Source organism: Arthrobacter sp. BC5 (assembly GCF_056680255.1).
The window spans coordinates 2,872,265-2,897,268 of the sequence record NZ_CM155273.1; the positions used below are offsets into that span (position 1 = coordinate 2,872,265).

20 protein-coding genes and 2 pseudogenes are annotated in these 25,004 nt (G+C 61.5%); 7 read left to right on the plus strand and 15 right to left on the minus strand.

The window, feature by feature from the left end:
- The first annotated feature begins 160 nt into the window (after positions 1–160).
- Positions 161–547 carry an MOSC domain-containing protein gene (locus AC1MFI_RS13475; RefSeq protein WP_479817506.1) on the plus strand — a complete coding sequence of 129 codons (387 nt, stop codon included), beginning with the start codon at positions 161–163 and terminating at the stop codon, positions 545–547.
- A 38-nt stretch (positions 548–585) separates the two neighbouring features.
- Positions 586–1,703 (plus strand): annotated as a pseudogene (locus AC1MFI_RS13480) (IS3 family transposase); the annotation flags it as partial.
- 697 nt (positions 1,704–2,400) lie between these two features.
- On the opposite strand, the gene AC1MFI_RS13485 reads toward AC1MFI_RS13480, so the two are convergent.
- From AC1MFI_RS13485 to AC1MFI_RS13520, 8 genes are all read right to left on the minus strand, one after another.
- The gene (locus AC1MFI_RS13485; protein WP_479817508.1) at positions 2,401–2,823 is read right to left on the minus strand and encodes an acyl-CoA thioesterase; all 423 of its coding nucleotides are present in this window, start codon (positions 2,821–2,823) and stop codon (positions 2,401–2,403) included.
- A gap of 92 nt (positions 2,824–2,915) precedes the next feature.
- Positions 2,916–4,046 carry an XdhC family protein gene (locus AC1MFI_RS13490; protein ID WP_479817509.1) on the minus strand — a complete coding sequence of 377 codons (1,131 nt, stop codon included), beginning with the start codon at positions 4,044–4,046 and terminating at the stop codon, positions 2,916–2,918.
- Positions 4,047–4,124: 78 nt separating this feature from the next.
- Positions 4,125–5,465, minus strand: coding sequence for a benzoate/H(+) symporter BenE family transporter (locus tag AC1MFI_RS13495; protein ID WP_479817510.1), 1,341 nt, complete (start codon positions 5,463–5,465; stop codon positions 4,125–4,127).
- On the minus strand, positions 5,462–7,075 hold the full coding sequence (locus AC1MFI_RS13500) for a class I adenylate-forming enzyme family protein (protein WP_479817512.1): 1,614 nt from the start codon (positions 7,073–7,075) through the stop codon (positions 5,462–5,464). Before AC1MFI_RS13500 ends, AC1MFI_RS13495 begins: the two co-directional genes overlap by 4 nt.
- A gap of 3 nt (positions 7,076–7,078) precedes the next feature.
- Positions 7,079–8,335 (minus strand): 2Fe-2S iron-sulfur cluster-binding protein, encoded by a 1,257-nt coding sequence (locus AC1MFI_RS13505; RefSeq protein ID WP_479817513.1) that lies wholly within the window; start codon positions 8,333–8,335, stop codon positions 7,079–7,081.
- Positions 8,332–9,240: an FAD binding domain-containing protein gene (locus AC1MFI_RS13510; RefSeq protein WP_479817514.1), complete on the minus strand. Its 909-nt coding sequence runs from the start codon at positions 9,238–9,240 to the stop codon at positions 8,332–8,334. Before AC1MFI_RS13510 ends, AC1MFI_RS13505 begins: the two co-directional genes overlap by 4 nt.
- A gap of 1 nt (position 9,241) precedes the next feature.
- Positions 9,242–10,021, minus strand: a complete 780-nt coding sequence (locus AC1MFI_RS13515) for an enoyl-CoA hydratase/isomerase family protein (RefSeq protein WP_479817516.1) — start codon at positions 10,019–10,021, stop codon at positions 9,242–9,244.
- Positions 10,022–10,052: 31 nt separating this feature from the next.
- Entirely contained in the window at positions 10,053–12,521 is a 2,469-nt protein-coding gene (locus AC1MFI_RS13520; protein WP_479817517.1) for a xanthine dehydrogenase family protein molybdopterin-binding subunit, read from the minus strand.
- Between the two features lie 83 nt (positions 12,522–12,604).
- Between AC1MFI_RS13520 and AC1MFI_RS13525 the strand changes: the two genes are divergently transcribed.
- Both AC1MFI_RS13525 and AC1MFI_RS13530 read left to right on the plus strand, forming a co-directional pair.
- Positions 12,605–13,192 (plus strand): PadR family transcriptional regulator, encoded by a 588-nt coding sequence (locus AC1MFI_RS13525; protein WP_479817518.1) that lies wholly within the window; start codon positions 12,605–12,607, stop codon positions 13,190–13,192.
- Positions 13,192–13,953 carry an alpha/beta fold hydrolase gene (locus AC1MFI_RS13530; protein WP_479817519.1) on the plus strand — a complete coding sequence of 254 codons (762 nt, stop codon included), beginning with the start codon at positions 13,192–13,194 and terminating at the stop codon, positions 13,951–13,953. Before AC1MFI_RS13525 ends, AC1MFI_RS13530 begins: the two co-directional genes overlap by 1 nt.
- An 82-nt stretch (positions 13,954–14,035) precedes the next feature.
- On the opposite strand, the gene AC1MFI_RS13535 is transcribed toward AC1MFI_RS13530, so the two are convergent.
- Entirely contained in the window at positions 14,036–14,722 is a 687-nt protein-coding gene (locus AC1MFI_RS13535) for a nucleotidyltransferase family protein (protein WP_479817521.1), read from the minus strand.
- Positions 14,723–15,111: 389 nt separating this feature from the next.
- On the opposite strand from AC1MFI_RS13535, the gene AC1MFI_RS13540 reads away from it, so the two are divergent.
- The 3 genes from AC1MFI_RS13540 (at position 15,112) to AC1MFI_RS13550 (ending at position 16,344) form a co-directional block, all read left to right on the plus strand.
- Positions 15,112–15,330, plus strand: coding sequence for a hypothetical protein (locus AC1MFI_RS13540; protein ID WP_479817523.1), 219 nt, complete (start codon positions 15,112–15,114; stop codon positions 15,328–15,330).
- Positions 15,331–15,459: 129 nt separating this feature from the next.
- Positions 15,460–15,696 carry a hypothetical protein gene (locus AC1MFI_RS13545; RefSeq protein WP_479817524.1) on the plus strand — a complete coding sequence of 79 codons (237 nt, stop codon included), beginning with the start codon at positions 15,460–15,462 and terminating at the stop codon, positions 15,694–15,696.
- A gap of 246 nt (positions 15,697–15,942) precedes the next feature.
- The gene (locus AC1MFI_RS13550) at positions 15,943–16,344 is read left to right on the plus strand and encodes an ankyrin repeat domain-containing protein (protein WP_479817525.1); all 402 of its coding nucleotides are present in this window, start codon (positions 15,943–15,945) and stop codon (positions 16,342–16,344) included.
- A gap of 344 nt (positions 16,345–16,688) precedes the next feature.
- On the opposite strand, the gene AC1MFI_RS13555 is transcribed toward AC1MFI_RS13550, so the two are convergent.
- From AC1MFI_RS13555 to AC1MFI_RS13580, 6 genes and pseudogenes are all read right to left on the minus strand, one after another.
- A complete protein-coding gene (locus AC1MFI_RS13555; RefSeq protein ID WP_479817526.1) occupies positions 16,689–17,213 on the minus strand; it encodes a hypothetical protein in 525 nt (174 codons plus the stop codon).
- A 539-nt stretch (positions 17,214–17,752) separates the two neighbouring features.
- A pseudogene (locus AC1MFI_RS13560) lies at positions 17,753–18,570 on the minus strand (AAA family ATPase).
- On the minus strand, positions 18,570–19,985 hold the full coding sequence (locus AC1MFI_RS13565; protein WP_479817528.1) for a transposase: 1,416 nt from the start codon (positions 19,983–19,985) through the stop codon (positions 18,570–18,572). Before AC1MFI_RS13565 ends, AC1MFI_RS13560 begins: the two are co-directional and overlap by 1 nt.
- Positions 19,986–20,033: 48 nt before the next feature.
- Positions 20,034–20,639 (minus strand): recombinase family protein, encoded by a 606-nt coding sequence (locus AC1MFI_RS13570; protein WP_479817529.1) that lies wholly within the window; start codon positions 20,637–20,639, stop codon positions 20,034–20,036.
- 395 nt (positions 20,640–21,034) lie between these two features.
- Complete coding sequence (locus AC1MFI_RS13575) at positions 21,035–21,934, minus strand: aldo/keto reductase (protein WP_459337382.1); 900 nt, start codon at positions 21,932–21,934, stop codon at positions 21,035–21,037.
- Positions 21,935–22,029: 95 nt separating this feature from the next.
- On the minus strand, positions 22,030–24,747 hold the full coding sequence (locus tag AC1MFI_RS13580) for an alpha-amylase family glycosyl hydrolase (protein WP_479817530.1): 2,718 nt from the start codon (positions 24,745–24,747) through the stop codon (positions 22,030–22,032).
- Between the last annotated feature and the right edge of the window lie 257 nt (positions 24,748–25,004).

Here is a 25,004-nt window from a genome sequence, read left to right on the forward strand (position 1 = left end):
AATTGACCTACGAACAAATCGAATAGGGGCTAGATCTCGAGCGCGTGGTTAAGATCGTGGCAGTATCGATTGAAGTCGTGCGGAAGCCTTCAGCGAGCCTGGTACCAAGCCGCTGACAGTTTGGGCCGCCGCAGATGAAACCGACATGCATAGGAGGGCAATGGACTGCTCCGTTGTCTCAGTCAGTCACAGTGCCCAGCACCATTTCAGCAAGGAGCCACGTCAGTCGTGCCAGCTCATTGAAGGGCTGGGAGTCGAGGGCGGTGCCCACGCCGGGACCACGGTCCAGCACCTCTCAAGAGTCCGGGCTGAGTCCACCCAACCGAATCGGCGGCAGGTGCATCTGATACACGCCGAACTGTTCGACGAGCTCGAGCAGCAAGGCTTCGTCGTGAAGTCCGGCGATCTTGGAGAGAACATCACGACCCAGGGCATCGACCCCTTGGGCTTGCCCGAGGGAGCGCTTCTGCGGATTGGAGCGGACGCTGTCGTTCAGGTAACAGGCCTGCGTAACTCCGGGTCTGCTGCATGGATAGGTGACATCTGATCTGGCTTGCCGGAAGGCAGGCCTGGAAGGATGTCGTTGTGCCGAAGCCTTACCCAGACGAGTTCCGCGACGATGTGGTGCGCGTCGCCAGGAACCGTGAGTCCGGAGTGACCATCGAGCAGATCGCGAAGGACTTCGGTGTTCACCCGATGACGCTCACGAAATGGATGCGCAACGCCGAGAACGGCGACAGCAAGACGGCTGGTCAGTCTCGCAGCGAAACGGTGGAGAACCGCGAATTGCGGAAGCGGGTTCGACTGCTCGAGCAGGAGAACGAGGTTCTGCGGCGGGCAGCAGCGTCCTTGTCGCAGGCGGACCTGCCGGGAAATGGCTCTACCCGCTCGTGAGTGAGCTTGCCGTCGACGGGATCCCCGTGGCGGTCACGTGTCGGGTGTTGAAGCTCTCCCGTCAGCCCTACTACCGGTGGCTGGCAGCACCCGTCACCGGTAGCGAGATCGCTGAGGCGCATCGCGCGAACGCACTCTTCCACGCTCACGGAGACGACCCGGAATTCGGTCATCGGCTTCTCGCGGATGAGGCTCGCGACGCCGGGGAAACGATGTCGGATCGGACCGCGTGGCGGATCTGCGCGGCCAATGGCTGGTGGAGCTCGTTCGGGAAGAAGCGTGGGAAGAACGGGCGGAAGCCCGGCTCGCCGGTCCACAATGACCTTTGCACCGTCACAGACGAGAAGGGTCGGGTCCGGCACGAGTTCACCGCAGACGCCGCGAACCAGCTCTGGCTGACGGATATCACGGAGCACAAAACCGCAGAAGGGAAGCTCTACGTCTGTGCAATTAAGGACGTGTTCTCGAACCGGATCGTCGGTTCCTCCATTGACTTGAGGATGAAGTCCAGGTTGGCGGTGAACGCGCTGGAGAACGCGGTCGCTCGTCGTGGTGATGTCGCCGGCTGCGTGGTTCACAGCGACCGAGAATCGCAATTTCGGAGCAGGAAGTTCCTGTGTGCTCTGACCCGTCACCGGATGGTCGGCTCGATGGGCAGAGTCGCGTCCTGCGACGACAATGCCGCAATGGAATCATTCTTCGCTCTGCTTCAGAAGAACGTCGTGGACCGACGGTCCTGGACCACCCGAGGACAATTGCGGATCGCGGTCGTGACCTGGATCGAGCGGACCTATCATCGACGCCGTCGGTAGGCCCGACTCGGACGTTTGACGCGCATCGAGTTCGAGGCCATCATGAACACGCCAGCCGCTTGGCTGCGTGACTGAAACTGTCACCTATTCGTGCAGCAGACCCCAACACCCCCCGGGTCATGAACAACTGGGGGCAAGAACCATGCCGGGACCGACCGGCCAGCACACCCACATCCTGCAGCAGGACCAGGGTCACGAAAAAGGTAACGGGGGGCACGGTGTACCTGTGCAGTCCGGCTTGGGACCTCGATGCCTTATCTCGGCGGTGTGCGTCGCAAAGTCCCGGCGATATGGCCCCTGAGACGTTCTACGCCGAGACGATTACGTAAGACAGTCGGCGCCCTGCCACAGGAGCAAACGGACTTATCGAACTCCACCGACGGGTCGCACGCGGCTTCCGCAACCGCGACAACTACCGCCTACGCATGCTCCTCATCGGCGGCGGACTCAGCCACTCCCACCCGAAGTAAGAAGGGTCAGCAAACTGTACGCCGCGAAACGTGCCAGGGGGTGTGTCAGAAAGCTTTTCTTCTCTAAGACGGCCAGTGGGTGAGGCCCGTGCAAACCGGGCACTCGACTCCGGGTCGTGTCCCCCACGAACCGCCAATTGATAATTGACCACGGCGTTGAAGGCCGGCGCTCTCGGTCGGTGTGCCGTCCGGTGACACCACTTGGTAGGCCTTGCTCACCGCCGTCATCGCTCGGACGCATCTCGGGGAGCTCGTTGTTCCAAGCCCGCACGGAACCAGTCGGGTAGTGGTGCCGGTTTTCCATTGGTCTCGACGTGCACCGCTGTGTGTCGACCTTCCACGCAAAGTATGTCCCGCGAGTGCACCTCCCAGACGAAGGTCACGGAGGTTCTTCCGACAGAGCTGACACTGAGGCGGACTTCGAACTCGTCGTCGAAGACGAGCGTGGAGTGGTAGCTTGCCTCCACTGATTTGCGCGGAAAAACAGCAGCGTCGAAGCCTGGGCGGATCCGGCGGAAAAAAGCATGTTCAGCTATCTCCGCCCACCGGAATGCTGCAGTGTGGTGGATCCTCCCACCCGCGTCGGTGTCAACCCAAGCCACCCGGCCCCGGTGCAAACTCTCCGTGGCCACTTTTCCTTGCTCCACCTGTTAAGCCTCCTTTTCAACGCCATCACCATCGGTGACCGGATTGCTCCGTCAGAGTCAAGAATCCTTCCGACAAGTGTCGGCGACCACGTTCACCGTTGATGCTCCATAAAGACAGGCTGCCGCCGCGATCTGGTCGTGCTCGGTCGATGGATCGAAGCGGTGGTTTCGGACAGGGGTCGGCCGGTCGCCCCTGTGCGTCGAGCGATGATCTCGGCACCGATGGAAATTGCAGTCTCCTCGGGGGTTCGTGCCCCAAGGTCCAGCCCGATGGGAGAAGACAACCGCGCTAGCTGGGCCTCGGTGACGCCCCGTTCGCGCAACCGTGCATGACGATCGGCATGCGTACGTCGGCTGCCCATCACGCCGATGTATCCTGCGTCCGTCTTTAGCGCTTCCTCCAGAACGGGCACGTCGAACTTCGGATCATGGGTCAGGACACAGATGACCGTCCGTCGGTCAATTTCCACCTGAGCAAGATGCTTATGCGGCCAAGCAACAACAACGTCGTCCGCCTCAGGGAACCGTGCAACGGTCGCGAACAGCGATCGAGCGTCACATACAGTGACGTGGTAACCGAGAAATGAACCAAGTCGCGCCAAAGCGGCAGCAAAATCAATTGCTCCGAAGATCAGCATGCGTGGTGGCGGCGCGAAAGACTCGACGAACACGGCCACATCTTCTTTACGTCGTTCCCCTCCAACACCGAGGTGGATCAGACCGGTTGTACCGTGTTCCAGCAACCCCAGCGCATCAGTCACCACGGCGTCGTCTAAAGCGGCATGCCCGGTTGAGCCATATTGCTCGTGCCCGACGACGAGCACCTGCGTCCCGGTGCCCGGCCCGTCGACGACCGTGGCCATTACGGCTGGTTCACCTCCTTCCACCGCCGCAGCCAACCGTTCTATCGACTGAATGCGGGGGTCGATCCTCTGGATAAAGACCTCGAGAACGCCTCCACAGGTAAGCCCGATTTCGAAGGCCTCATCGTCGCTCACCCCATAGCGCACCAGTGCCGGGGTTCTCGTTGCCAAGGTCTCCTGACAACGGAGATACAAATCTCCTTCTACGCAACCACCGGACACGCTGCCGACCACCTCCCCGGCGACATTAACTGCCATGGCGGCACCGGGCGCGCGCGGTGATGATTTCCACGTGCGGACAACCGTCGCTACAGCGAAGGGTTCGGACCAACCACGGATATCATTCAGGATCTCGTGCACTGCGCCATTCCACTCTTCCTTGCAACACACTAAATTGCTGTAGACCGTACTGGCACGTTCCCTGTCGACCTTGGCTCGTCATGGCCGGTCCTCGGCTTGAGGGGGCGCTACGGTTGTCGGGGAAGCGTTAGCCGTATCCATCTCGTTGATTTCTTCACGGACGCCAAAGTCTTTGGTCTCGAGCAACAGTGAGGCGACCACGCCGCCGACCAGCGCCCAGAAGGGAGCGGAAATGCCGAACAGGGTCACGCCACTCATTGCGATGACGAGCGAGACGAAAGCACCGAGTTGGAAGCGCTTGCCCCCGAAACTGGATTGGAACGCTGAGAGGAGCACCCCGATCATGGCGAGTCCGGCCAATGTGGCAGTCAATTCCGGCGGCAGGGCGACAACGAGCGCCACCGCAATGCCTGCAAGAACGCCGAAGAGAGCGAAGATGATGCCGTTGATTACCGCTGCTACGTAGCGACCGTCCTTGTTCTCGCCAGCTTGATCAGAGGAGCAGATTGCCGTCATCGGACCGGCGATGTTCGCGTTGTGTCCACCGAAGAGTGGTGCGAGAAGCCCCCCGATACCGCTGATGACAGTCATGGCATTGAACGGTGGTCGATAGCGCTGGGTCATCATAACGCCCATGGCTTGAGTGTTCTCCGCCCCGACCACTAGGAGGGCAAGAGGCAGTCCGATCGCCAGAACTGCTCCGAAGTTGAAGGCCGGCGCCACGAATTCGGGTGCAGTCAGACCGAGGCCACCTTCAACGACGCCGAAGGAACCGGTGATTGCCGCCGCGATGCCTCCAAGCACCAGGGCACCTACCACTCCGGGAACTGATTTGACGAAACGGGTCAGGAGGACATAGCCAACGATTGCAGCACCAACGATGATGGGGGCCGTGAGGAGTGAGTTGACGACGCCGATTCCGAACCGGATCAGCGCTCCTGCGATCATGGCCATCACGATGGGGAATGGCAACCAGGTGACCACTTTTCGAATGAGACCTGTAAGTCCGAGGATAAGGACGAGAATGCCAGCAGCGAGGTAAGCGCCTACCATCTCAGCGAAAGTGAAGTCCTGCAGCGCACCAACGACGAGGACTGCCCCAGGGATGCTCCACGCGCCGACCACCGGCTGTTTGTAATAAAGGCCCATCACTATGCTGATAAGTCCGCCGAAGACGTAAATCCCGAAGATCCACGACGCGGTCTGGACGGTGCTGAGTCCCGCTTCCTGAGCGCCGTTGATTACAATCAGCGCCGGCCCGGTGCAGCCGAAGATAGCTGCCACTACAGCGGCACCGATTGTTGCGGCATTGAGGTTCTTCGGGAGGTCCACGAGGCCGGAAACAAAGCCGGGGCCGCGCTCAATGAGTCGCTTCTTCCCGGTATCAGAGGTCGGCTTGTGATTGAAAGACGTGGTCATTTTGAGTTCTCCCTGTCAGCGTAGATGGATTGCGGCGAAGGGGAACCAGGTGCACTGCTGGTGCCGCCCATGATGGTGTATTCACCAGCGACAAGTTTCCGGCGAAGGATCTTCCCGACTGGGCTTTTGGGGATGGACGCAATCACCAGGACGCGTTTCGGACGCTTGTACTGGGAGAGATGGGCTTCGGTACGGGTCCATTTGAGGATGCGCTCGGCGAAGGCCTGAGGATCTTCCCTGTCGTGCTTGGGAACGACGAAGGCAGTTACGGCCTGTCCCCATTTTTCGTCCTTGAGGCCCACGACTGACACTTCGGCGATGTCGGGATGCGCGCTCAGAATGTCTTCGACCTCGATGGGATGCACGTTTTCTCCACCGGTGATGATCATGTCATCGACACGACCGTCTACCCAGAGGTCGCCGTCGTCGTCAAGGTGGCCGAGGTCGCCCGTGTGATACCAGCGTTGGCCACGTATTGCTTTCGCATCCGCGTCGGGCCGACGCCAGTAGCCAGCAAAGGCCTCGTCGGAATCCAGCGATGCCACGATCTCACCCACCACTCCACGCGGCAGCGACTCATGCGAAGCCGCAGGGTCTGGATCGACTACTCGTAGCTTGGAAAGCATGCCGGCTCGACCGGCGCTACCCGGCTTCCGTGAAGCGCTTTCTTCTATAGCGAAGGTATAGATCTCGCTTGACCCGTAGTGGTTAACGAAGACTTCCGGGGCAATTTCCTGTTCGAGCTTTTGGCATAGGGTCGAGGTCATGGCGGCGCCGGCGAAGGCGAGCTTGCGCACCGTTGGAGCCACTCGCTCCAACTTCCCCGTTTGCGCGAGAGCCCAGAAAGCCGTCGGCACGAGGTAGAGGGCCGTGATTTGTTCAGTCTCGATGAGTTCAACCGCACGCTCGGGGTTGTACGCCGGCATTTCGACGAATTTGCCTCCGACGATGACCATCGAAAGAAGGGATCGCAGACCCATGGTGTGGTACATCGGCATGGCACCTAGCGTGGATTCTCCCGAGGCGTACTGGGCCTGCATGACGTGCGCGACTGAGGCGGCAAACTCGTTGCGCTGAGTACGGGGGACACCTTTCGGTTTGCCTGTTGTCCCTGAGGTGTAGAGCATGACACTGGGGTCGGACTCGCTCACCTTTATACCCGGATGTGTGGTGTCGGCCTCCGCAACGGCGGCCTCGAAGTCCATTGCACCCTCGACCGGGTGCGTCCCCGCGTGTAGCAGCCTGGCACCTGTAGACGTCTGCGTCAGCGACTCCTGCGCTACATCGGTGGCTACATCATCGCTGATGATGACGGTGGGCTCGGCGTTGCCGAGGCAGTAAACCAGTTCTGGGACCGAGAGCCGGATGTTCAAGGGGGTGGACATCGCACCCAGCTTTTGCAGCGCGAGGTGAGTCGAGGCCATCACCTCGGAATTACTCAGGAAGGTAGCGACACGGTCGCCTGGTTTCACCCCCAACGCGAGCATCGCATTAGCAATGCGATTGGTTCGCTCGTCCCACTCGGAGTAGGTCATTCGTCGTGTGCCGGCGAAAGCGGTTCGGTCCGGGAATCGTTCCGCTGTCCATGTCAGTGTTCGGCCGATCTCCATTGATCAGTCCTTTCTCTTGATATGTTGCATGACCGCCCTGGTACGGGAGGTCATGAGCCTGAAGGCCATCTTGACTGCGCTGGGCGGAGCACCGCCGTTTACCCGTTCCTCACCACGGGCGGTGGCATCAAGAGCTGCGGTGAATTGCTTGAACATGTCCTTACTGACGTCATCGGCCAAGGATCTGCCGAAGCCTGCGATCCGTCCGGTCATGTGCATCTCAGCGTGCGCGCGAATGATGCTTCCTTCTCCGGACGGTTCGACCGTGAGATGGACAACACCCTGGACGGTGCCGCCGCTGGGATCATCGGCCTCTGCGACCCCACGAAGCGAGTGAGAGTCCTGGTCCCGTTCGGTGACGTGGATGTCGCCGATGAAGGAAAGCTTGACTGGACCTAGGGCAACTTGGATGCGCCCCTGGTACTTGTCCTCTCCGAAATCAGCGACGAGTTCCGCGCCGGGCAGGCAGCGCGCCAACCGCTCCGTGTCATCGATGACCACCCACAGTTCGTCGACGCTGGCAACGACTTCGCTAGCCACGTCGATAGTCACCGTCGGCTCAGTCAGCGGCACGTTGATCTCACCCGGGCCGTCGGCCACGGCGGCGTTCTGCTCGCCATCGCTGGCGGAACGACCCCCGCTTGATCCTCGTGGCAATAGCACGGATTGGCCGCAGTTGCGCGGTTCAGGGACACCGTCCGGGTAGCTTTCGGAGACGTCAGCGACGGCGTCCATGATGTGGCGGTAGCCCGTGCACCGGCACAGCACCCCAGACATCTCGTCGGGGAGTTCTTCAGCTGAGATTCCCGGGCTGTGCGTGAGTAGGTCATAGGAACTCATGAGCATTCCCGGCGTGCAAAAACCGCACTGGAGAGCGTGGTGATCCGAGAAAGAAGCCTGGAGAGGATGAAGATCGTCGGGCTTACCTAGCCCTTCGACGGTGAGAATTTCAACGCCTTCCATCTGGCACGCCAGCAGCAGGCAGGCACGGGCCGCGTCGCCGTCGACAATCACCGTGCACATACCGCAGACTCCGTGCTCGCATCCGATGTGGGTACCAGTGAGGCCGAGATGGTCTCGCAGAGCGTCGGAGAGGGTAACCCGTGGTGCTACCTGGACCGTTGCCGATCGCCCGTTGACGGTAAAGGAGACGGCCATTGTCTCGTCAGCGCCGACCCGGACAGTGGTGTCCTCCGGGGGAGAGGTCCGACGGGGAGCGATCGTGCGTCCGAGGGAGGTGGCGATGGATCGGATGGTCATGGCTGGTTCCCTTTGACGCTCGAGCGATAGGCCCGTGCGAGCTCTCGGGCTGCGAGGACGCGAATGAGGCGTCGACGGTATGACGGAGACCCGTGCGTGTCACCGGCCGTAGTAACGACGTCCTCAGCCATCGCGTGGGCTGCTTCTTCCAGTGCTTTGGCCAATACCGCAGCGGGGGCAGTGGGGTCGCTCAGAGTGTTGACGGCTTGTTGCAGCGCTTCACTGAGATCGCGCAGTTGAGGCCGGTCGGACACGCCGAACGATGTGATCGAGGCTTCTTGTACCGCGCCGGCCGATGTCCGCACGCGGACGGCGACGCCAGCGATTGCGTAGTCCCCGTGGCGGCGGGCGATTTCGGCCAGACCGTAGCCCTCGTCGGCGCGTGCCACGGGAAACGTCACAGAGGTGACAATTTCAGTTGGACGGGCGACTGTGGCCATAGCACCGGTGAAGAAATCTGCTGCCTTTACCTGTCGCCGGCCTTCTGGGCCGGTGACTTCAATCGTGGCCCCAAGCGACAAGGCCACCGCTGGTAGCTCGGCGGAAGGGTCCGCGTGGGCGAGGCTGCCGCACACGGTGCCCCTGCTCCGGATTTCGCGGTGCCCAACCCAGGGGAGGGCCAGCCCGAGCAAGGGCACGAGTTGCGATGCTTCCCTCTGGACCTGGCGTTGGCGGACAGCTGCCCCAACGCGTAATCGCTGATCACTCGCCGTCATGTGGGTGAGTTCCTCCACGCGGGTTATATCCACCAAGGTGCTGGGTCGACCGAGCCTCATGGCTAGCACCGGCACGAGTGACTGACCGCCAGCGATGATTTTCCCGCCGCCCTGCTCGGCGGCCCCCAGTTCACTGACGGCGTCCTGCAGACGAGTCGGACGAACATAGGAGAAAGGCGCAGCTTTCACGTCAGCGACCCTCGAAGACCGGTGTGCGCTTGCCATCGAACGCAGCGACGCCCTCGGCAAAGTCGTGGGTCGAGCGCAGCATGGCGTAGGACTTGCGCTCAAGTTCCACACCCGTTGCAAGCGGGCCGTCGACCCCGCGGTCGAGGACTTCCTTCGCGGTGCGCAGAGCAATGGGTGAATACCCGAGCAACGTTTGAGTGACTCGCTCCACCTCATCGGCAAGTGCTTCAGCGTCTTCGGAAACTGAAGCAGCAAGGCCCCAGTCGAGTGCCTGCTGGGCATTGATCCGGGCCGCAGTGAGCACATGGTACTTCGCCCGTGAGAGACCGATGAGGCGGGCCAGGCGCTGGGTGCCACCGCTTCCTGGCATCATGCCGAGCCGCATTTCCGGTAGCGCGAACTGTGTGCGTGCAGTCACTAGGCGGATATCGGTCGCCAATGCCAGCTCGAAACCTACGCCGAAACAGTATCCGTCCACCGCCGTGATCACCGGTTTGGGAGAACGTGCCGGGGCGGTGATGTCGTGGCCTAGGTCGGTCAGTTCGTAAGGCTCAACCTCCATGAATCCGCGGATGTCACCACCAGAGGTAAAGTGCTCACCCTCACCTCGAATGACCACGACCTGAATGTGCGGGTCCGCGTCGATTTCCGCGAAACGCACGCCCATCATGTGGCGTGTTTCCATCGTGACGATGTTGAAGGGGCCGTGTGAAAGCGTCAGGTTTGCAACTCGCCCATCGTGGCTGCGTTCCAGTCGGATTTCTCCACCAGTGAGTGCCATAGTCTGTTTTTCCTTTTCGTAAATCGTGGGATTAGCTCTTGGACGACAAAAGCTCGTGGATGACGTTGCCGTGCAAAGGAAGCGAGGTGATCTCCACGCCGTAGGGAGCCAGTGCGTCAGCCACCGCGTTCGCTAATACCGCAGGGAAGCTCATGCTGCTTCCCTCGCCTGCGCCCTTGGCTCCGAGGCGACTCAGCGGTGACGGGGTTTCGAGGGTTTCACTCGTCAACGGAAAGGCTGCTTCGGCCGAGGTTGGGACAAGGTAATCCATGAAAGTGGAGGTAGGTTGCCCTGAATCGCTGTAGAACATCTCCTCGTATATCGCGCCGCCGAGGCCGTGCACCATGGCGCCGTGTATTTGCCCCTCGAGAAGAACGGGGTTGAGAACCGTACCGGGGTCGTGAACCGAGACAACTTTCTCGATCTTGATTTCCAGTGTCTCCGGGTCGATGCGCACAACGGCCAACTCGACAACAAAGCCATAGCACAGGGACGAGTTGATTTGATCTGTTTTCGAGGCCGCGGTGGACTGCGGCGGCGTGAAGGCAGCCTCTGCATTGAGCTGGGCCTCGAAGGCGTCAGGGAGCGATCCGGGGTCCCAATGGATTAGCCCGGCCGCATGGCGGAACAAGACGGAGCGTTGCGGATCCATGGCGACCCGGACGGTGCCCTCGGCAAGCTCTAGTTCCGTCGGGTCTGCGGCGAGGAGGACGGAGGCCGCTACCTTGATGGTTGCCGCGATCCGGTCGGTCGCCTCTACGAGCGCTGACGTAAGCAACGGCGAGAAACGAGAAGAGTAGCTGCCAGTCGTGATTGTCCACGGTGTCGTCGCAGTGTCCATAGCAACCTTAGGAACCACCTGCTCGAGGGGGAGGCCGAGTTGGTCGGCTACGATCTGGCGGGCGACGGTCGCATGCCCTTGCCCCTGCGGGACGGTGCCCAGCAGCACGGAAACCACGCCCTGGGGATCGACACTGACCCTCACATGCTCCGTGGACCCAGATTTGTCCCGTCCCCGAACTCGTTCGTCCTGCGGGGTGGCAAGCGCGATATAACCAATGTTCGTTGCCGAAGGCTCGACGATGGCAGCGACACCGATGCCCACGATCTCACCACGTTCCCGGGCCGCTTGCTGTTCAGCCCGCAACTTCTCATACTGGGCGCTCTCGGTGAGCATCGCGAAGGCTTTTTCGTAGTCACCCGAGTCGTAAATCCCACCCGTAGGGGTAGCGTAGGGAAACTCCGAGGTCGGGACGATATTCATCCGGCGGAACTCCAATGGATCCTTGCCCACCGTGGCAGCAATCTTGTCCATCAGACGCTCCAGCCCGAAGTAGAGCTGTTGCCCACCGAATCCGCGGTTAAGGCCAGTCGGCATCTTATTCGTGACCACGGCGCGCGCCCTCAACCGTACGGCGTCGATTCCGTAGGCGCCGGTGATGTTGCCGAAGCAACGGTATAACGTGGCCGGTTCTGGTGGGCGCAGGTAAGCACCGACGTTCTCCTGGAAATCCACATCCAGCGCCTCAATGATGCCGTCCGCGGAAACTGCGGCCCTGAATTGCATAGTGCGATCGGACCCGGCTGAGCTTGAAAGGAGATGTTCGATGCGATCTTCGGTCCACCGCACTGGTCTGCCAGCATGGCGGCTGGCGAGAGCCATTAGGGCGATGTAGGGATAAATACCGGATTTGATGCCGAAGCTGCCGCCGTTGTCCGCCGGGACAATGAGCCGCAGCTGCGCGGTCGTGATTCCGAGTGCGCCAGCAAGGATGGGGACGATGGAGAAGGGGCCATGAAAGTTCGCGTAAGCGGTGATTTGAGGCCCTGTTGATTCATCACGCCATTCCGCGATGACGGAATAACACTCCATTGGGGTGGAAGAATAGCGCGGAAACCGGTACTCCTCGCTGACCACATATGCGGCCCGGGCGAAGGCATCATCGACTAAGCCGAAGGTGAAATTCCGGTCGCTGGCGATATTGCTCTCCGCCCCTTCGTGAAGGGTGACACTGTCGAGCTCAACAGCCTTTTTCGTGTCAACCACCGCAGGAAAAACCTCGTATTCGACGCGGACAAGCTCCGCGGCGTCCTCGGCGGTATAGCGGTCCGTAGCAACGACGACCGCCACAGGTTCGCCCACGTAGCGGACCCGATCGGTGCCGGTGGGGTAGTACGGCATGTTCGTGCGTAGAGACAGCGGAAAGGGCTTGAGGGTCTCAAGAACCTCTTCTGGCCCAATGACAGCGGCGACGCCGGGATGTGCTCTCGCCCGGTCGAGGTCCACCCTTCGGATTTTGGCGTGAGCGTGAGGGCTGCGGACGATCGCGGCGACCAACGTACCCGGCAGTGGATCCAAGTCGTCGAGGAACCGGCCTTGCCCCGTCAACAGGGGCGGATCCTCAATCCGAGAGCCAGACGCGCGTCCAGTCAATGATGCGGGCATTTCGGTGAGTGGTTGAGTGACAGGGCGGACTGGGCCCTTGGCGGTCGCGTCCATGCGAACCTTCCCTCATAGTCCGGCGCATACGATCCGAAGTGGACGTATGCATGTGACATAGATCGTAAGATACGGTTAATTGCATGTCAACGGACCGGCTGAGCATCACGTCATACGTCGTCCTCGGGCTCATTGATATCCGTGGTCCCTCGACGTCCTACGACCTGAAGCGGGCCGTGAACCACTCGGTGGGCTTCTTCTGGCCTTTCCCCCACGCGCAGCTGTACTCGGAACCCAAGCGCCTAGCCGAGGCAGGGTTGTTGGACGTCTGTGCGGAAACGAGTGGTCGGCGGAGGCAGACCTTCTCAATCACGAACAAGGGCCGGGAAGTCCTCCGTCACTGGCTCGCCGAGCCGACCACCGAACAGATGCAGATCCGTGACATCGCTGAGTTGAAATTGTTCTTCGCCGAACTCGCCAGTGATGAGGACGTCCTTACGCTGGCTCAAGAGCAGGTATTGCAACACCGGAACCGGATTGATACCTACGAATCCATGCAGTCCCGGTTCGCAGACCGCGACGAGATTGCGCCGCGGATGGTTCCGCTCCGCCTTGGCTTGGCCATGGAACGTGCTGCACTGCAGTTTTGGGCGGACCTCAGCGAACAGATCGAGAACCGGTCGAAGCAGATCGACACTCACCTGGATGCCGCAATAGAGGAAAAGGTGTGATGGTGGTCGACAACCTACACGTCGAGAGTCAGGGTGAGGGCTCGCCGGTACTGCTGATTCATGGTGACGTGGCCACGGGGCGGACAGGGTGGCAGAGGCAGATGGTGCTGTCGGACCGTTGGCGGCTTACTTTCCCGGACCGGCCCAATTACGGAAAAAGTCCATCAACGCATCGTGTTGATTTTGAGCGCGAGGCTACGATCTTTGATTCGCTTCTTGAGCCCAGTACTCACCTCGTAGGACATTCCTATGGCGGAATCGTCGCCATGTTTCTCGCCGCGACCTCGCCTGAGCGCGTCCGCTCCCTCACGGTCGTCGAACCTCCAGCTCTTGCTGTGACGGATGCACCTGAAGCAAGCGATCTACGATTGAAGTTCCAGGCTCTTTGGGACGAAGGGCCGCGTGACACTTTCGAGTTTTTCCGCGTCTTTGCCGATCTTGTTGGCGAGCGTCCCTGGCCCCGGCCGCCCCTACCGCCGCCCATGGAAGCCGGCGTACGGTCGCTGATGGGCGAACGGGTGGTATGGGAGGCACTCCCCGACCTTGGTGCGCTGGCCCAGGCGCCGTTCCCCGTCCTCGTCGTTTCGGGTGGTCATTCACCCGGTTTCGAAGCGGTTTGTGACACGATCGCAGACCGGACGGGCGCCCAGCGAGCTGTAGTCCAAGGTGCCGGGCACAGCGTTCCTCGTGTTGGCGAACCGTTCAATGATCTCCTCGAGCGGTTCTGGCTCAATAGCGAGGGAGAGCACTTCGACATCTGAGAAGCCGTAGTACCGCGGCGAGGCACCCCTTGCCTGACGGATCCTTAGGACGCATTGCTTTAGGTGCCGTACTGAAAGTCTTTCACCGGGGGGATTGCGACTCCTCAGTATCCACATCCTGACCGTCGGCAAGATCGCCACATTCCACGGCCAAAGCGGCATGCGCACGAAGATACGGCCCGGCACCCTCTTCAGCTTGAAGCGATCCGATCAAAGGCGCTAGGTGGTCTCGAGGAACGTTGACTGGATGGCCGGGCCTGCCGTTGAACACAGCTCGAGCAAGCTGATCACCGCTGCACTGCAACACGCGCGCCACGACTGCAGGGCCGATGTCGGGATAATCAATGAGATGGATAACAACCCGCTCGGGGCCCTCCCCCAGGTGGGTGAGTCCACGGTGAAGGGAAGTGCCGATCCCCCGACCCCAATCGTCACAGTAAATCTCTAGGACACCATTGGGCAGCGGGGGACGTGCCGCACCGGTAACAACATGAACGGAATCGCAACCGCCACCTCGCAAAGCAGTAACGCTGTGCTCAAGCCAACCAGACACGAGGATTTTCGGCATGCCGTAGCGCCGTCCGGCCCCTGCCGCCAGGAGGAGCCCGGCTGACCCGCCTTGTCCAGACATATCTATGCTCCTATCTGTTAACGGTACTGAGGCAGCCGTGCGAGCAACGAGCACAGCAGTCGTAGCTTTGTAACCGCGTGAAGCGAAGTTTGCCAGTGGTTGAATGCCAGCTTCCTGTCCGATGCGAGAAGCAGCCATCTACCTGTCGTCCACTCTAATTGCCTCGGATTGGTGAGGCTGGCGGAAGGAGGGCCCAACCTCCGAGGTACTAGCGCCGCCTTACGACTTGGAACGCCCAACGGTCGTAGTGGAAGTGCCTGTTACGGTGTCACGTTCATGCAAGGCTTCAAGAGATTTGTCGAACTGCCGCCACCGAGCGAGAGCTCCGCTAACACCCTGGGCCACATGCAGGTCATCGCGGTGGATTTCGGCACTGAGCAGGTAGGCGATCTATTGATCTGGATCCTGGCACGCGTGGGTGCCCCGCATAACCCTTTGGGGCTGCCGCCCGGTACGAGGAACTCATCGAGGAGATCCAGATCCGCGCTGCCGCCATCAGGGCCTCGGAAGCACGGGACGCGGGAGCGGTGGAAGCGCCGAGGACCGCGTTTCGGGACAACGTCGTTTTCTCCCGGTTCGAGTCCCTCCACGATGGTGTCCTCGCTGCTTACCTGAAGTATGAGATTCGGGGTGGGCAGGTGTGGCTGCTGGAGACGGTGGTGCAACCACAGTTCCGCGCGTTGGACCTGAACGTGGAGGCGGTACTGATCAGGAATGTCCTGCTCCAGGCCCCCGGCGTCGCCTGACCGTCGTTCCAGCCTGCAGTGCGGTGGAGGTCTTCCTCATGGAGTACCCGCAGTACCTAAAACTCATTCCGACCCATGAGCACCGCACGGTGGACCGTGCCGCGGCGAAGGCAGGCCGGTACAGGAGTAATGGGACCTAAAATCCCTGACGACGCGCACGCAGCGCAGACCATCGCCGGAGCCCTGGTCTGCGCCGTCAGGGACGTCCTGCCCACTGCCCGCGTCTTGGACGTCAAGGCCATAGCGGTCGAACTCGATAAGGGCCTTCGGGCTTACTGGGGTCCGGGCCACGGCATCACGACCAGCGAGATGCTCGCCACTGCCCGTGACATCAAAACCAGTACCGACACCACCGGCCTCAACTAGCGAACCATGACCAACAACCCGGCGCACCGGGACGAATTAGGTGGGTGCCGGGACGAAGAGTGTGTGAAGGCTGCCCGTCCCGGCTACCCGGCATGAGTCTAGGCTGGACAGGTGCCGAAGGTGTGTCAGTCGGCGGAGTCTGGCTTACTTATAGCTTCGTCACGCAGGTACCGCCTCGGTGGGGCCATTCGCGGCGCACTAACGGAGGTTCAAGGGTATGGATTCGGGCGAGAGGGCGCGGGCAAGATGAACGAAACTACGGCGAAGCCCGACTTCACCGACGCTGAACTGCAGTTCCTGGACTCGGTTTTCGAGCTCGCAAGGGAGGGACGCACCGGTGAGCTCATGAGTCTTGTGAGTTCGGGTATCCCGGTGAACCTGACGAACTCTCGGGGCGACACATTGCTCATCCTCGCGGCGTACCATCGACGGGCGGACACGGTATCAGCGCTCCTCAGTGCAAGCGCGGACACCAGCCGGGTAAATGACATGGGTCAGACCGCACTCGCAGCGGCGACGTTCCGCTGCGATGCGGGCATAGTCGGCGCTCTGCTCCGAGCCGGCGCAGATCCACACCTCGGATCCAAAAGCGCGATCGCTGTCGCCCGGCAATTCGGTCTAACAGACATAGCGACCCTATTCACTTGATCGCCGGTGCAAGAACTGGGCATCGCCAGGAAGTGGTGAACGAGGCGGTAATGGCGGCATAGCAGAAGTCTGTTTACCGTTCGTGGTTCCAACAAGAGCAGCAGCGGAGATTCATGCCGCCACACGCCTTGCGGATCGGATCTGATGCGCGGCCAGTAGAGAGCGGAAACGGTCGAAATTCTTCCTGACGCTAGGGATCTGCTGCCAGCAGTTGGGCTCCTTCGCAAATCCCCTAACGCCGCTCAACATGTTCGACTGTCTTGAAAAGCTTTGGTGGTCTCAACCGGTCAATACACCGCTACGCCGTGTCGCGGATCGCTACCTTGCTCGGGTCACTTTTCCAGTTAGTGGGTGCTCCAGCGTTCGTGTGCGGATTGCCGGCTGATGCCTACGGCCCGGCCTATGTCGGTCCAGGAGGCGCCGGCTGCTCGAGCGGCCGCCACGGTTTTATCCAGCCGTGCTCCGGCCTGCTTGTGATCCCGCGCTGCTGCTTCCACGCCGATGACCGCTTCCGAGGGGGCGATGTGGGCTTTCCACTCCTGGTGGATGGCGTCCTCGACCTGCGAGGAAGCATCGGCGTAGTCCTCCGGGGCCACGTAGTCGCGGCGTCGGCCGAAGTCCGCTTTGGTTAGGGAGTGGGCCCGTTCCCACAGTTCGCCCCGCCACCCGCATTCGCAAACCCCGCGCCAGCCGATGATGTCCTTGTCTGGGACGATCTCATAGCCATCCAGTTGCGGATCCCGTGGCCAGCGTCCGGTGATCCCCTTGACGTGCATCCCGGCCGACGATGAGCTGCCGGAGTGCCGTCCGTCCGGAGCCTGCGGGGCGGCCCAGCCTTCGTGCTCGTTGTCGCTTGAGATCCAGCCCATGGTCAACTTTCCGTCAGGGATTCCTTTCAGGGAGTATGTCAGGGAACCCTGACGGAGGCCAGGTGCAGCTCACCCACAGGTGGACGGCTTTGAGCTCCACCCTTCGGGCTCCACCCGCCCACAAGTGGATGACCAGCATCGCGGCTACAGCTGCTCTCAGCTTTCCTATCCCTATCGCCACTCTTCGTTCTATTGGTTCTGAGCGACAACTCATGCTGCACGGCACCACGCTGGTACGAGGCTGTGCACATTCACCGTCAGCTCGAGGCGAGCTTCCTCAGTGTCGGTGACGTGAGGTGGATGTGTGCAGGCGGGCCGATGGGTTCCTGCTGTCTACGTGTGTGCGGGACAAGCAGCGGAGCGTAGGGAGCTTGTGCCGTGCCCAGGTAGGCAGGAGGCGCTCAATGCGGGTCCTTGCCTTGAGCTGTGGAGCCACCACTGTCGGTGCTGCCAAATCGTCTGATACATCCGAAGCACCGAAGTGTGACTTTCTGTAGGAGTGGCGGGGTTTTTGCGCGCTGATTGGCGGGGTTGATTGATCAAGTAATTCCGATGACGAGTGTGCTGCGGGCTGCTTCGACGACGTCGTTGGTGATGACGTGGAGGTCGTTGATTTTGAGGATGCGTTCGATCTGGGGGAAGAGCCTCTCGAGGAGTCGGAAGTTCCCTCGGGTTATGCGTTCGATGGTGGCGGCTGCTTGGGCATCGGTGAAGTCGTCCGGATCGAACTTTTGGCCCAGGCGGGACCATTGACGATGTAGGACGAATACGAGCTCGTCGTGTCCTAGTGGTCGGTATTGGTGGGCGAAGCCGAGCCGGCTGTAGAGCTGGGGGTAGCGGCTGAACTGTTTGTCGAGTCCTGGCATGCCGATGAAGATCACTGCTGTGTTTTGGCGGTCGTGGCGGTCACGGAGGATTTCCAGTGCCGTGGAGTTGAGGCGGTCGGCTTCGTCGACGATGAGCATTTCGACGAACTTGTGCCATGCTGCTGCTCGTCCGTAGGTGGGTGGCTTGTATCCGGTGGTCATATGTGGTGTTCGATGCAGATTCCGGTGCGATCGATGTAGAGGTCGAGTTCGTCCCGGAGTTGTTTGGGTCGGGCGAGGACGGGCGGGGTGTAGAGGACGGTGCGGGTTTGATGAGCTGCCGCCCACGCCTTTTCGTCGCTTTCGTCGCGGGGCCCCGAGGTGTGGACGAGAGGTTCGATGGTGTCCCAGTGGGCGTTGCGGCGGGCGGAGAGGGTTTTTCCGACGCCGGCGGGTCCGAAGCAGATTCCGATGGTGCGTTGCTTGCGCACGGCGTTCGCGAACTCGACGAATCGACGATGCTCCTTGGTGGCAATGAAGCGACCAGGCATTAGTCCTCCTCGTAGAGGCGCAGCCGTGGTCGCGGCGTGGTGCGTGACGGTATGGAGGGAATTGCCGCGGGAGGTGTCAGTTCTTCGTGTCCGTGGTCGAAGGTCAGGGCGGGAAAGGTCGTGATGCGTTCGTTGATGTGGGTGCGCAGCTGGCGGCGGCGGGCAGTTCGAGCGGCTTGGATTTCCTTGATACTGATGCTTGTGTGCTCGTACTGGGTGTTGATGGCGTTGCAGACGAAGCTGTCGCGGTGGAAGACGCGGATCTCGCTGATGTCTCTGGGGTCATATCGGAGGGTGATGGTCTCTCCGACGTAGCTGGCGAGGATCGGGCTGATGTAGCGCAGGCCCTGGAAGCGGATGCCGTCGCGTTGGACTTTGCGCGGTGCCTGGACTGTCAGGAGGAGTTCGTCGAGTTGCTCGAGTGTGTCGGGTAGGCGCGGCATCCAGCCGTCTGCGATCCACGCTTTGGTGGGGGTGAGCTTCGTTTCGCTGTGGCGGCGGTGGTTGTAGGTGTTCACGATGAGCTCGTGCAGGGCGGTGGTGAGGTCGCCGAGTGTCAGTATGGGTGTTGGGTGGGGGCGCCCTGCTGTGATGTGTCCGGGCAGTTCGGCGAGGAGTTCGGTGTTGATGGTGCCGAAGAATCGTTCCACTTTCCCGCGGCCTTGCGGTCGGGCGACGGCGGAGTGGATCATCCGGATCCGCAGGTCGTTGGTGACGTGGGTGAGGTGGTGGCTGGTGAAGTCGGAGCCGTGGTCGACGTAGAGGACGTCGGGTATTCCACAGATCGGCCACGCGGGGTCGCTTTTGGGCCAGATTGCCTGACGCAGTGCGAGGGCTGTGTTCATGGAGGTCGGTGCGCCGAGAAACACCATGTAGCCGGCGATTGCCCGGGAGTGGTCGTCGAGGATAATCGTGAGCCAGGGCCGTATGGGTTTTCCGTCGGCGCTGAGGATGAGGATGTCGAGCATGGTGTGGTCGGCTTGCCAGATCGCGTTGGGTTGATCGGCTTGGCGGCGTAGCGCCAGCTCGTATCTGTCGCGGTACGCCACCGGTCCTTCGAGGGCAAGCACTCTCATCCCGGGATCGAGGTGAGCCACAACCCGGCGGACCTGCGCATAAGCCGGTATCGGCCAGCCCTTCTCCGCGCAGATCTTTGTCACAGTGCGGGTGATGGCGGCAATGGATTGTCGGGGTCGGATGAGGGCGAACCCTTCGATCATGCGCACGACGTCCGGGTTAAGTGATTCAGGCTTGGCGCGCTGTTTCGGTTTGAGCCCCTGTAGCCCGTGGACTTTGTAGGTGTGTTTCCAGCGTTCGAGGGTCCGCAGCGGGATGCCGCTCTCGCGGGCGATGGCCGCCAGGGGGACATCGTCTTCTACGTTGAGGCGGAGGTAGGACCAGCGTTCAGTGACCACGTCCGCTGGGGTGGACGAGGAATCCTTCGGGGCCTGACCTTCTGCCATCTACACCGCCGGCTTCACCTTCGGTTTTCGGCCTTTGGTTGGTGTCACATGGTCTCGCTTTAACGTCCGGTAGATGGTGGTCCTGCTGACTCCGAGGACCTTCCCGATCTGTTCGACGGTCATGTCCTGCTGCTCGTACATGCGACGCGCGGCAGTGGCTTGGTGAGCACTGAGTCGTGGTGGTCGTCCTCCGGTGCGACCTCGAGCACGGGCTGCTGCGAGGCCGGCGTTGGTGCGCTCCTTAATAAGGTCGCGTTCGAACTCGGCGAGGGCGGCGAAGACGTGGAAGACGAGTCGGCCGCCGGGTGAGGTCGTATCGATGGTTTCCTGCAGGGACTTGAACCCGATGCCCTTGTCCTGAAGTGCGGTGAGCTGATCGATCAGGTGGCGGATGGATCGGCCGAGCCGGTCGAGCCGCCACACCACGAGTGTGTCACCTGGGCGAAGCTGATCTAGCAGCTTGGTTAGCTCGGGTCGCTGATCGAGGGATCCCGAGATGGTGTCGACGAACACCCGATAGCAGCCAACAGCATTGAGCGCGTCGACCTGCAGCGCGGCATCCTGATCGGTGGTCGACACTCGCGCGTAACCCAAAAGGTGTCCCATGCCCTCCAATGTAGCGGAACCCGTCAATTCGGGGCAGAAGTGGAGCATAGATTGTGGCACTGAGTATCGCTACAGGAAACGGGCTTCTAGGAGCCGATCAGCGGCACCTACGTCGCCTGTAGCAAATACGGTCGTTTAATACGCAGCTTCCGGACACGGTTCATGAGACACGACGCGCCGCTGTCAGCTCTCTCGGACTGCAGTGTTCTCCGGACGGTCGTTGATAACACATTCATATATCCGAGCTTTGCGCCGGGCCCTTAGTGAAATAGCAGCTACGGATCCTCGCAGAACAACTTCAGTGGTGAGAACGATCGATATCTGTTTGGAGGGTGGTCGCACCGGTAGTTGGGCGGTTTTTGTCCTCTGGGGTCAACCGGGCAAATGTTTGGGTTTTAGATTTCTCCGGTCCATTTCCCGTCGTAGGGAGCGAACGCTTGTTCCCATCGTTCCCGCTCGGGGGGAGGCAGGGGCCCTTTATCGATCGCGGTGGCTGCGGCTGTGAGATTGCGTTTGTTGGATGTTCCGACGATGGCGGTGCTGACTGCGGGGGCGAAGGCCGAGAATCGCAGGGCGGTTCCAGCCCAGTCGCCGTCGGCAGGGTGAAGGCCCATACGTTGGAGCCGATCCCAATAGGTTTCTCCGTAGATCCCGGTGGGTCGATGGGTGTGGCGCCAGGGGGCATTTGCGAGGGGACGTTTGGCGACCACCCCGAGATGGTGTTCCTGAGCGCGGGGAAGCATGTGCCTTAGTGAGTGCTGATCTGCCAGATTCACCGAGGTTTGGAGGGCACCGAAGACTCCGGCGTCCGCGGCCCATGCTAGTTCAGCGTTTTCGCCGCTGTAGCCTGGGACCCGGATTTTTCCGGCGTCGCGGGAGGCGAGCAGAGCGTCGATAACCTCTCCCTGCTGAAGGACAGGCAGGGGGCAGGAGTGCAGGAAGACCACATCGATGACATCAGTGTTCAGTACTTTCAGGGCACGGTCGATGCCGCCTGTGACGGCTCCGGCGGTCCAGTCCTGGTGTCCTGGAACGTCGTAGCCGACCTTCGTGGACAGGACGACGCGGTCCCGGTGTGGGGGCAGCCATCGTCCCAGCCGTTCTTCGGACGCACCATAGCCACGGGCGGTATCAAAAAAGGTGATGCCCAACCCAAGGGCTGTATCAAGGAGGTCCTGGGCGGTCTTCTCATTCAGATTCGTCGTGTCGATATGGCCCGCACCGAAACCAAGTGCAGAAACGCTTAGGGATGAGTTACCGAGCTGTCGCGAAATCATGCCGCTTTCGTGCTCCATTCTGAGGTGCATTTTAGGAACGGTTGTCTATGTTGCATCATGCCGACGGCGGCCGGAACCTTGGGGTTTCGGCCGCCGTCATTCCTGCGGATTGGTTACTGCGTGGTGATTACATGCGTCCGGTGATCGTAGGTGAAGGTTATCGGGCCGCCAGCGTGGTTGAGTGCGATGTTGGTGCCGTTGGGTGCGCCGCCGGCTCCGTAGTTCTCGTCCCAGCCTCGGTTCAGGGCAACCTTGTACTGGTAGCTGCCGGCGGGCAGATCAGCGACTTCAAGAACCCAGGTCTGCGATGCGTCGTCGAATATCATTTGTGCCTGGTCGCAAGCCGGGTCCCAGTCGGTTTCGCAGCCCAGTTCCGAGTCGAGGCTGCCGGCCACTGCGACCGTGCCCGGCTGCTCAATGATCGAGCCGGTGGTCACGGTCCGGATGTCGCTGATCGAGGTGCCGAGCACGGCCCGGTAGTTCACCTGGGTGCCCTCAGCAAGGTCGAGCGCCGCGAGGTCGTCAATGGCGGTGTAGGTCGGTGATGAGTCATCGGTGCCGATGGCGGTCCACGCTCCACCGGCCACGCTCCGTTCGAGCGTCACGGCGTAGTCGGAGTTCTCCGGGCTCGCCGTTGCGGTCACCTCGACCTCGCCTTGGACTTGTGTGCCTTCGGTGGGCAGGCCCATGGTGAGCCGGGGCGCTGGGACGGTGGCCGGTACCGCGGCCGAGGTCCGTGTGTGGCGGCCGTTGTCGAGGACCACTGCGCGGTACTCGACGGCCGTGCCTGAAGGGAGCGCGCTGGTGTCGTGGTACACGCTGTAGGGGGCATTATCGTCCGTGCCGATGCTTGCCCAGTCTGATCCTGCCACCCGAGCCTCGAAGGTGACTTCGTAGAACGAGGACCCGGCGACGTCAGCGGCGACCTTCATACGGCCGTTGTCTTCCGCACTGGGAGCAGGTTGCTGCAGTGTGATGGCTGGAGCCGCCTTTGAGTGCGGAATTTTCCCGGAGAGTTCGTACACCACTGTGGATAGTGCGGGTACGGTGACGTTGAGCGTGCCGTCGGCACCTGACTTCAGGCGGGTGGGTGCCTCGCCGTAGACGAGTCCGAAGCTGCGCTTGGCGGCGTAGGTGGGGATGGCCGCAGTCTGCGGTTCGGTGCTGTTGTTGAGCGCCACAACGTACTCGCGCTGGTCCTTCGCATCTATGCGGGAGAACGCGTAGATGCCTGGGCCGTCGGAGGCGTAGCGGTGCTGGTGGGCGCCGTTGCGCAGGGCAGGGTGTTCGGCGGTGACCCCGGCAAGGGTCGCGATGCCCTGGTAGAGCGGGTGGTCGGGGTCGAAGTTGTCCGTGGCGTGGGTCGCCGTGGTGCCGAGGAGGTTGTCGTCGAGGTATTCAGGAACCTGGCTTGCGAACAGGCTCTGCCGGGATTCCTTATCGCCTCCGACGCCGGTGAAGCCCTGCTCATCGCCGTAGTAGATGACGGGGTTGCCGCGCGAGAAGTACATCAGTTCGTGTGCGAGGGTGTCCCGGGCCAGCAGCTCGTCCTCCGCGGCGCCCGGGTTGTCCGAGGTGATGAAGCTGCCGATGCGGCCCATGTCGTGGTTCCCGAGGAACGTCGGGAGGCTGTAGGCGTTGGAGTCCGCGTCCGTGTACCAGTCGTCGCCGGCGAAGAAGGTCTCCAGTTCGGACGCCGGTGCGCCCTGCGACGCGTAGCCCCGGGCTGCGGCCTGGAACGGGAAGTCGAGGACGGACTGCATCCGGTTCCGGGTAGTGAACTGGGAGGTGAAGGACTTGGAGGCATCGAAGACTTCACCGAACATGAAGAACTCGTCCTTGCCCTGCTCCCGTGCGTAGGAGAGCACCTCCGGGCCGAACTCCTGCCAGAACTCGTCGTTGACGTGCTTCATGGTGTCGATCCGGAAGCCGTCGACACCGAAGTCGGCGATCCAGGTCTTGTAGATGTCGATCATGCCGTCGACCACACGCGGGTGCTCGGTGGAGAGATCATCGAGCCCGAAGAAGTCTCCGTAATAGGCGTCCTCGCCCGCGAAGGTCGTGTCGCCGCGGTTGTGATACAGCGTGGGATCGTTGAGCCACTCGGGGACCTTGAGGTTCCGGTCGGCTTCGGACACCACCGGAACGTACGGGAACGACGTCGTAGCATCCAGCTCCGGGAAGGTGCCCGTGCCCGCGTAGTCGCGATCGTCGAAGGCGTTGCCGTCCGCGTCGCGGTACGGCTTCTCGTCCTTTGAGATGTACGGGGCACGCTCTCCGGCGTCGTAGCCGATGACGTCGGCGGTGTGGTTGGTGATGATGTCGAAGTACACCTTCATGCCACGCGCGTGGGCTGCGTCAATGAGGGCCTTGAGGTCTTCATTCGTGCCGAGGTGCGGGTCGATCTGGGTGAAGTCCGTGATCCAGTAGCCGTGGTAACCCGCAGTTCCGTCCTCGGGCTGCACTGCACGGTTCTTGAAGCTCGGGGTAAGCCAGATGGAGGTGGTGCCCATGCCCTGGATGTAGTCGAGTTCCTGCAGCAGGCCTTTGAGATCCCCGCCGTTGTAATAGCCCATCCGGGTAGGGTCGAAGCCGGACACCGACGGGTCAGATCCGAGACCGCCGTCGTCGTTGGCCGTGCTGCCGTTCTGGAAGCGGTCGGCCATGACGAAGTAGAAGTTCTCGTCGGTGACGGCCGGACGCAGGGAATGCTGCGCAGTAGCGGGAGGGGAGTCGCCGGGATCCTTCGGGGCGGCCTGGGCGGGCAGGGACGTGACGGAACCGGCAACGAGGGCGGTCAGCACGACTACGGTGGCGTGGCGGGGTTTCACAGGGTCTCCTCTGGAAGGGCGAGTTATGGCGAATGCTGTGTCGCTGTGCAGTGAAAGGGTCAGCTGATTACGGTCGGGCTCTCTGGGCCGCCTTCCTTCATGGACATGTTCGGGCCGCTCACCTCGGCTCAACCATCGGGGAACGACTGTCGGTCCTGAACCACTTGGCCGCTTGCCACTGGGTGAGCAACTAGGGCGTGAAGGGCTCCACAATCGATGCGATGCCGTGCTGGTCGCAGGTCAAGCCGACGCGTAGC

What these genes read in the sequence shown, in the direction of transcription:
- AC1MFI_RS13475 (WP_479817506.1), top strand. Translation starts at nt 161, where the DNA reads ATGGACTGCTCCGTTGTCTCAGTCAGTCACAGTGCCCAGCACCATTTC.
- AC1MFI_RS13495 (WP_479817510.1), bottom strand. Translation starts at nt 5,465, where the DNA reads ATGACCACGTCTTTCAATCACAAGCCGACCTCTGATACCGGGAAGAAG.
- AC1MFI_RS13500 (WP_479817512.1), bottom strand. Translation starts at nt 7,075, where the DNA reads ATGGAGATCGGCCGAACACTGACATGGACAGCGGAACGATTCCCGGAC.
- AC1MFI_RS13505 (WP_479817513.1), bottom strand. Translation starts at nt 8,335, where the DNA reads ATGACCATCCGATCCATCGCCACCTCCCTCGGACGCACGATCGCTCCC.
- AC1MFI_RS13515 (WP_479817516.1), bottom strand. Translation starts at nt 10,021, where the DNA reads ATGGCACTCACTGGTGGAGAAATCCGACTGGAACGCAGCCACGATGGG.
- AC1MFI_RS13520 (WP_479817517.1), bottom strand. Translation starts at nt 12,521, where the DNA reads ATGGACGCGACCGCCAAGGGCCCAGTCCGCCCTGTCACTCAACCACTC.
- AC1MFI_RS13525 (WP_479817518.1), top strand. Translation starts at nt 12,605, where the DNA reads ATGTCAACGGACCGGCTGAGCATCACGTCATACGTCGTCCTCGGGCTC.
- AC1MFI_RS13530 (WP_479817519.1), top strand. Translation starts at nt 13,192, where the DNA reads ATGGTGGTCGACAACCTACACGTCGAGAGTCAGGGTGAGGGCTCGCCG.
- AC1MFI_RS13535 (WP_479817521.1), bottom strand. Translation starts at nt 14,722, where the DNA reads ATGGCTGCTTCTCGCATCGGACAGGAAGCTGGCATTCAACCACTGGCA.
- AC1MFI_RS13545 (WP_479817524.1), top strand. Translation starts at nt 15,460, where the DNA reads ATGGGACCTAAAATCCCTGACGACGCGCACGCAGCGCAGACCATCGCC.
- AC1MFI_RS13550 (WP_479817525.1), top strand. Translation starts at nt 15,943, where the DNA reads ATGAACGAAACTACGGCGAAGCCCGACTTCACCGACGCTGAACTGCAG.
- AC1MFI_RS13555 (WP_479817526.1), bottom strand. Translation starts at nt 17,213, where the DNA reads ATGGGCTGGATCTCAAGCGACAACGAGCACGAAGGCTGGGCCGCCCCG.
- AC1MFI_RS13570 (WP_479817529.1), bottom strand. Translation starts at nt 20,639, where the DNA reads ATGGGACACCTTTTGGGTTACGCGCGAGTGTCGACCACCGATCAGGAT.
- AC1MFI_RS13575 (WP_459337382.1), bottom strand. Translation starts at nt 21,934, where the DNA reads ATGGAGCACGAAAGCGGCATGATTTCGCGACAGCTCGGTAACTCATCC.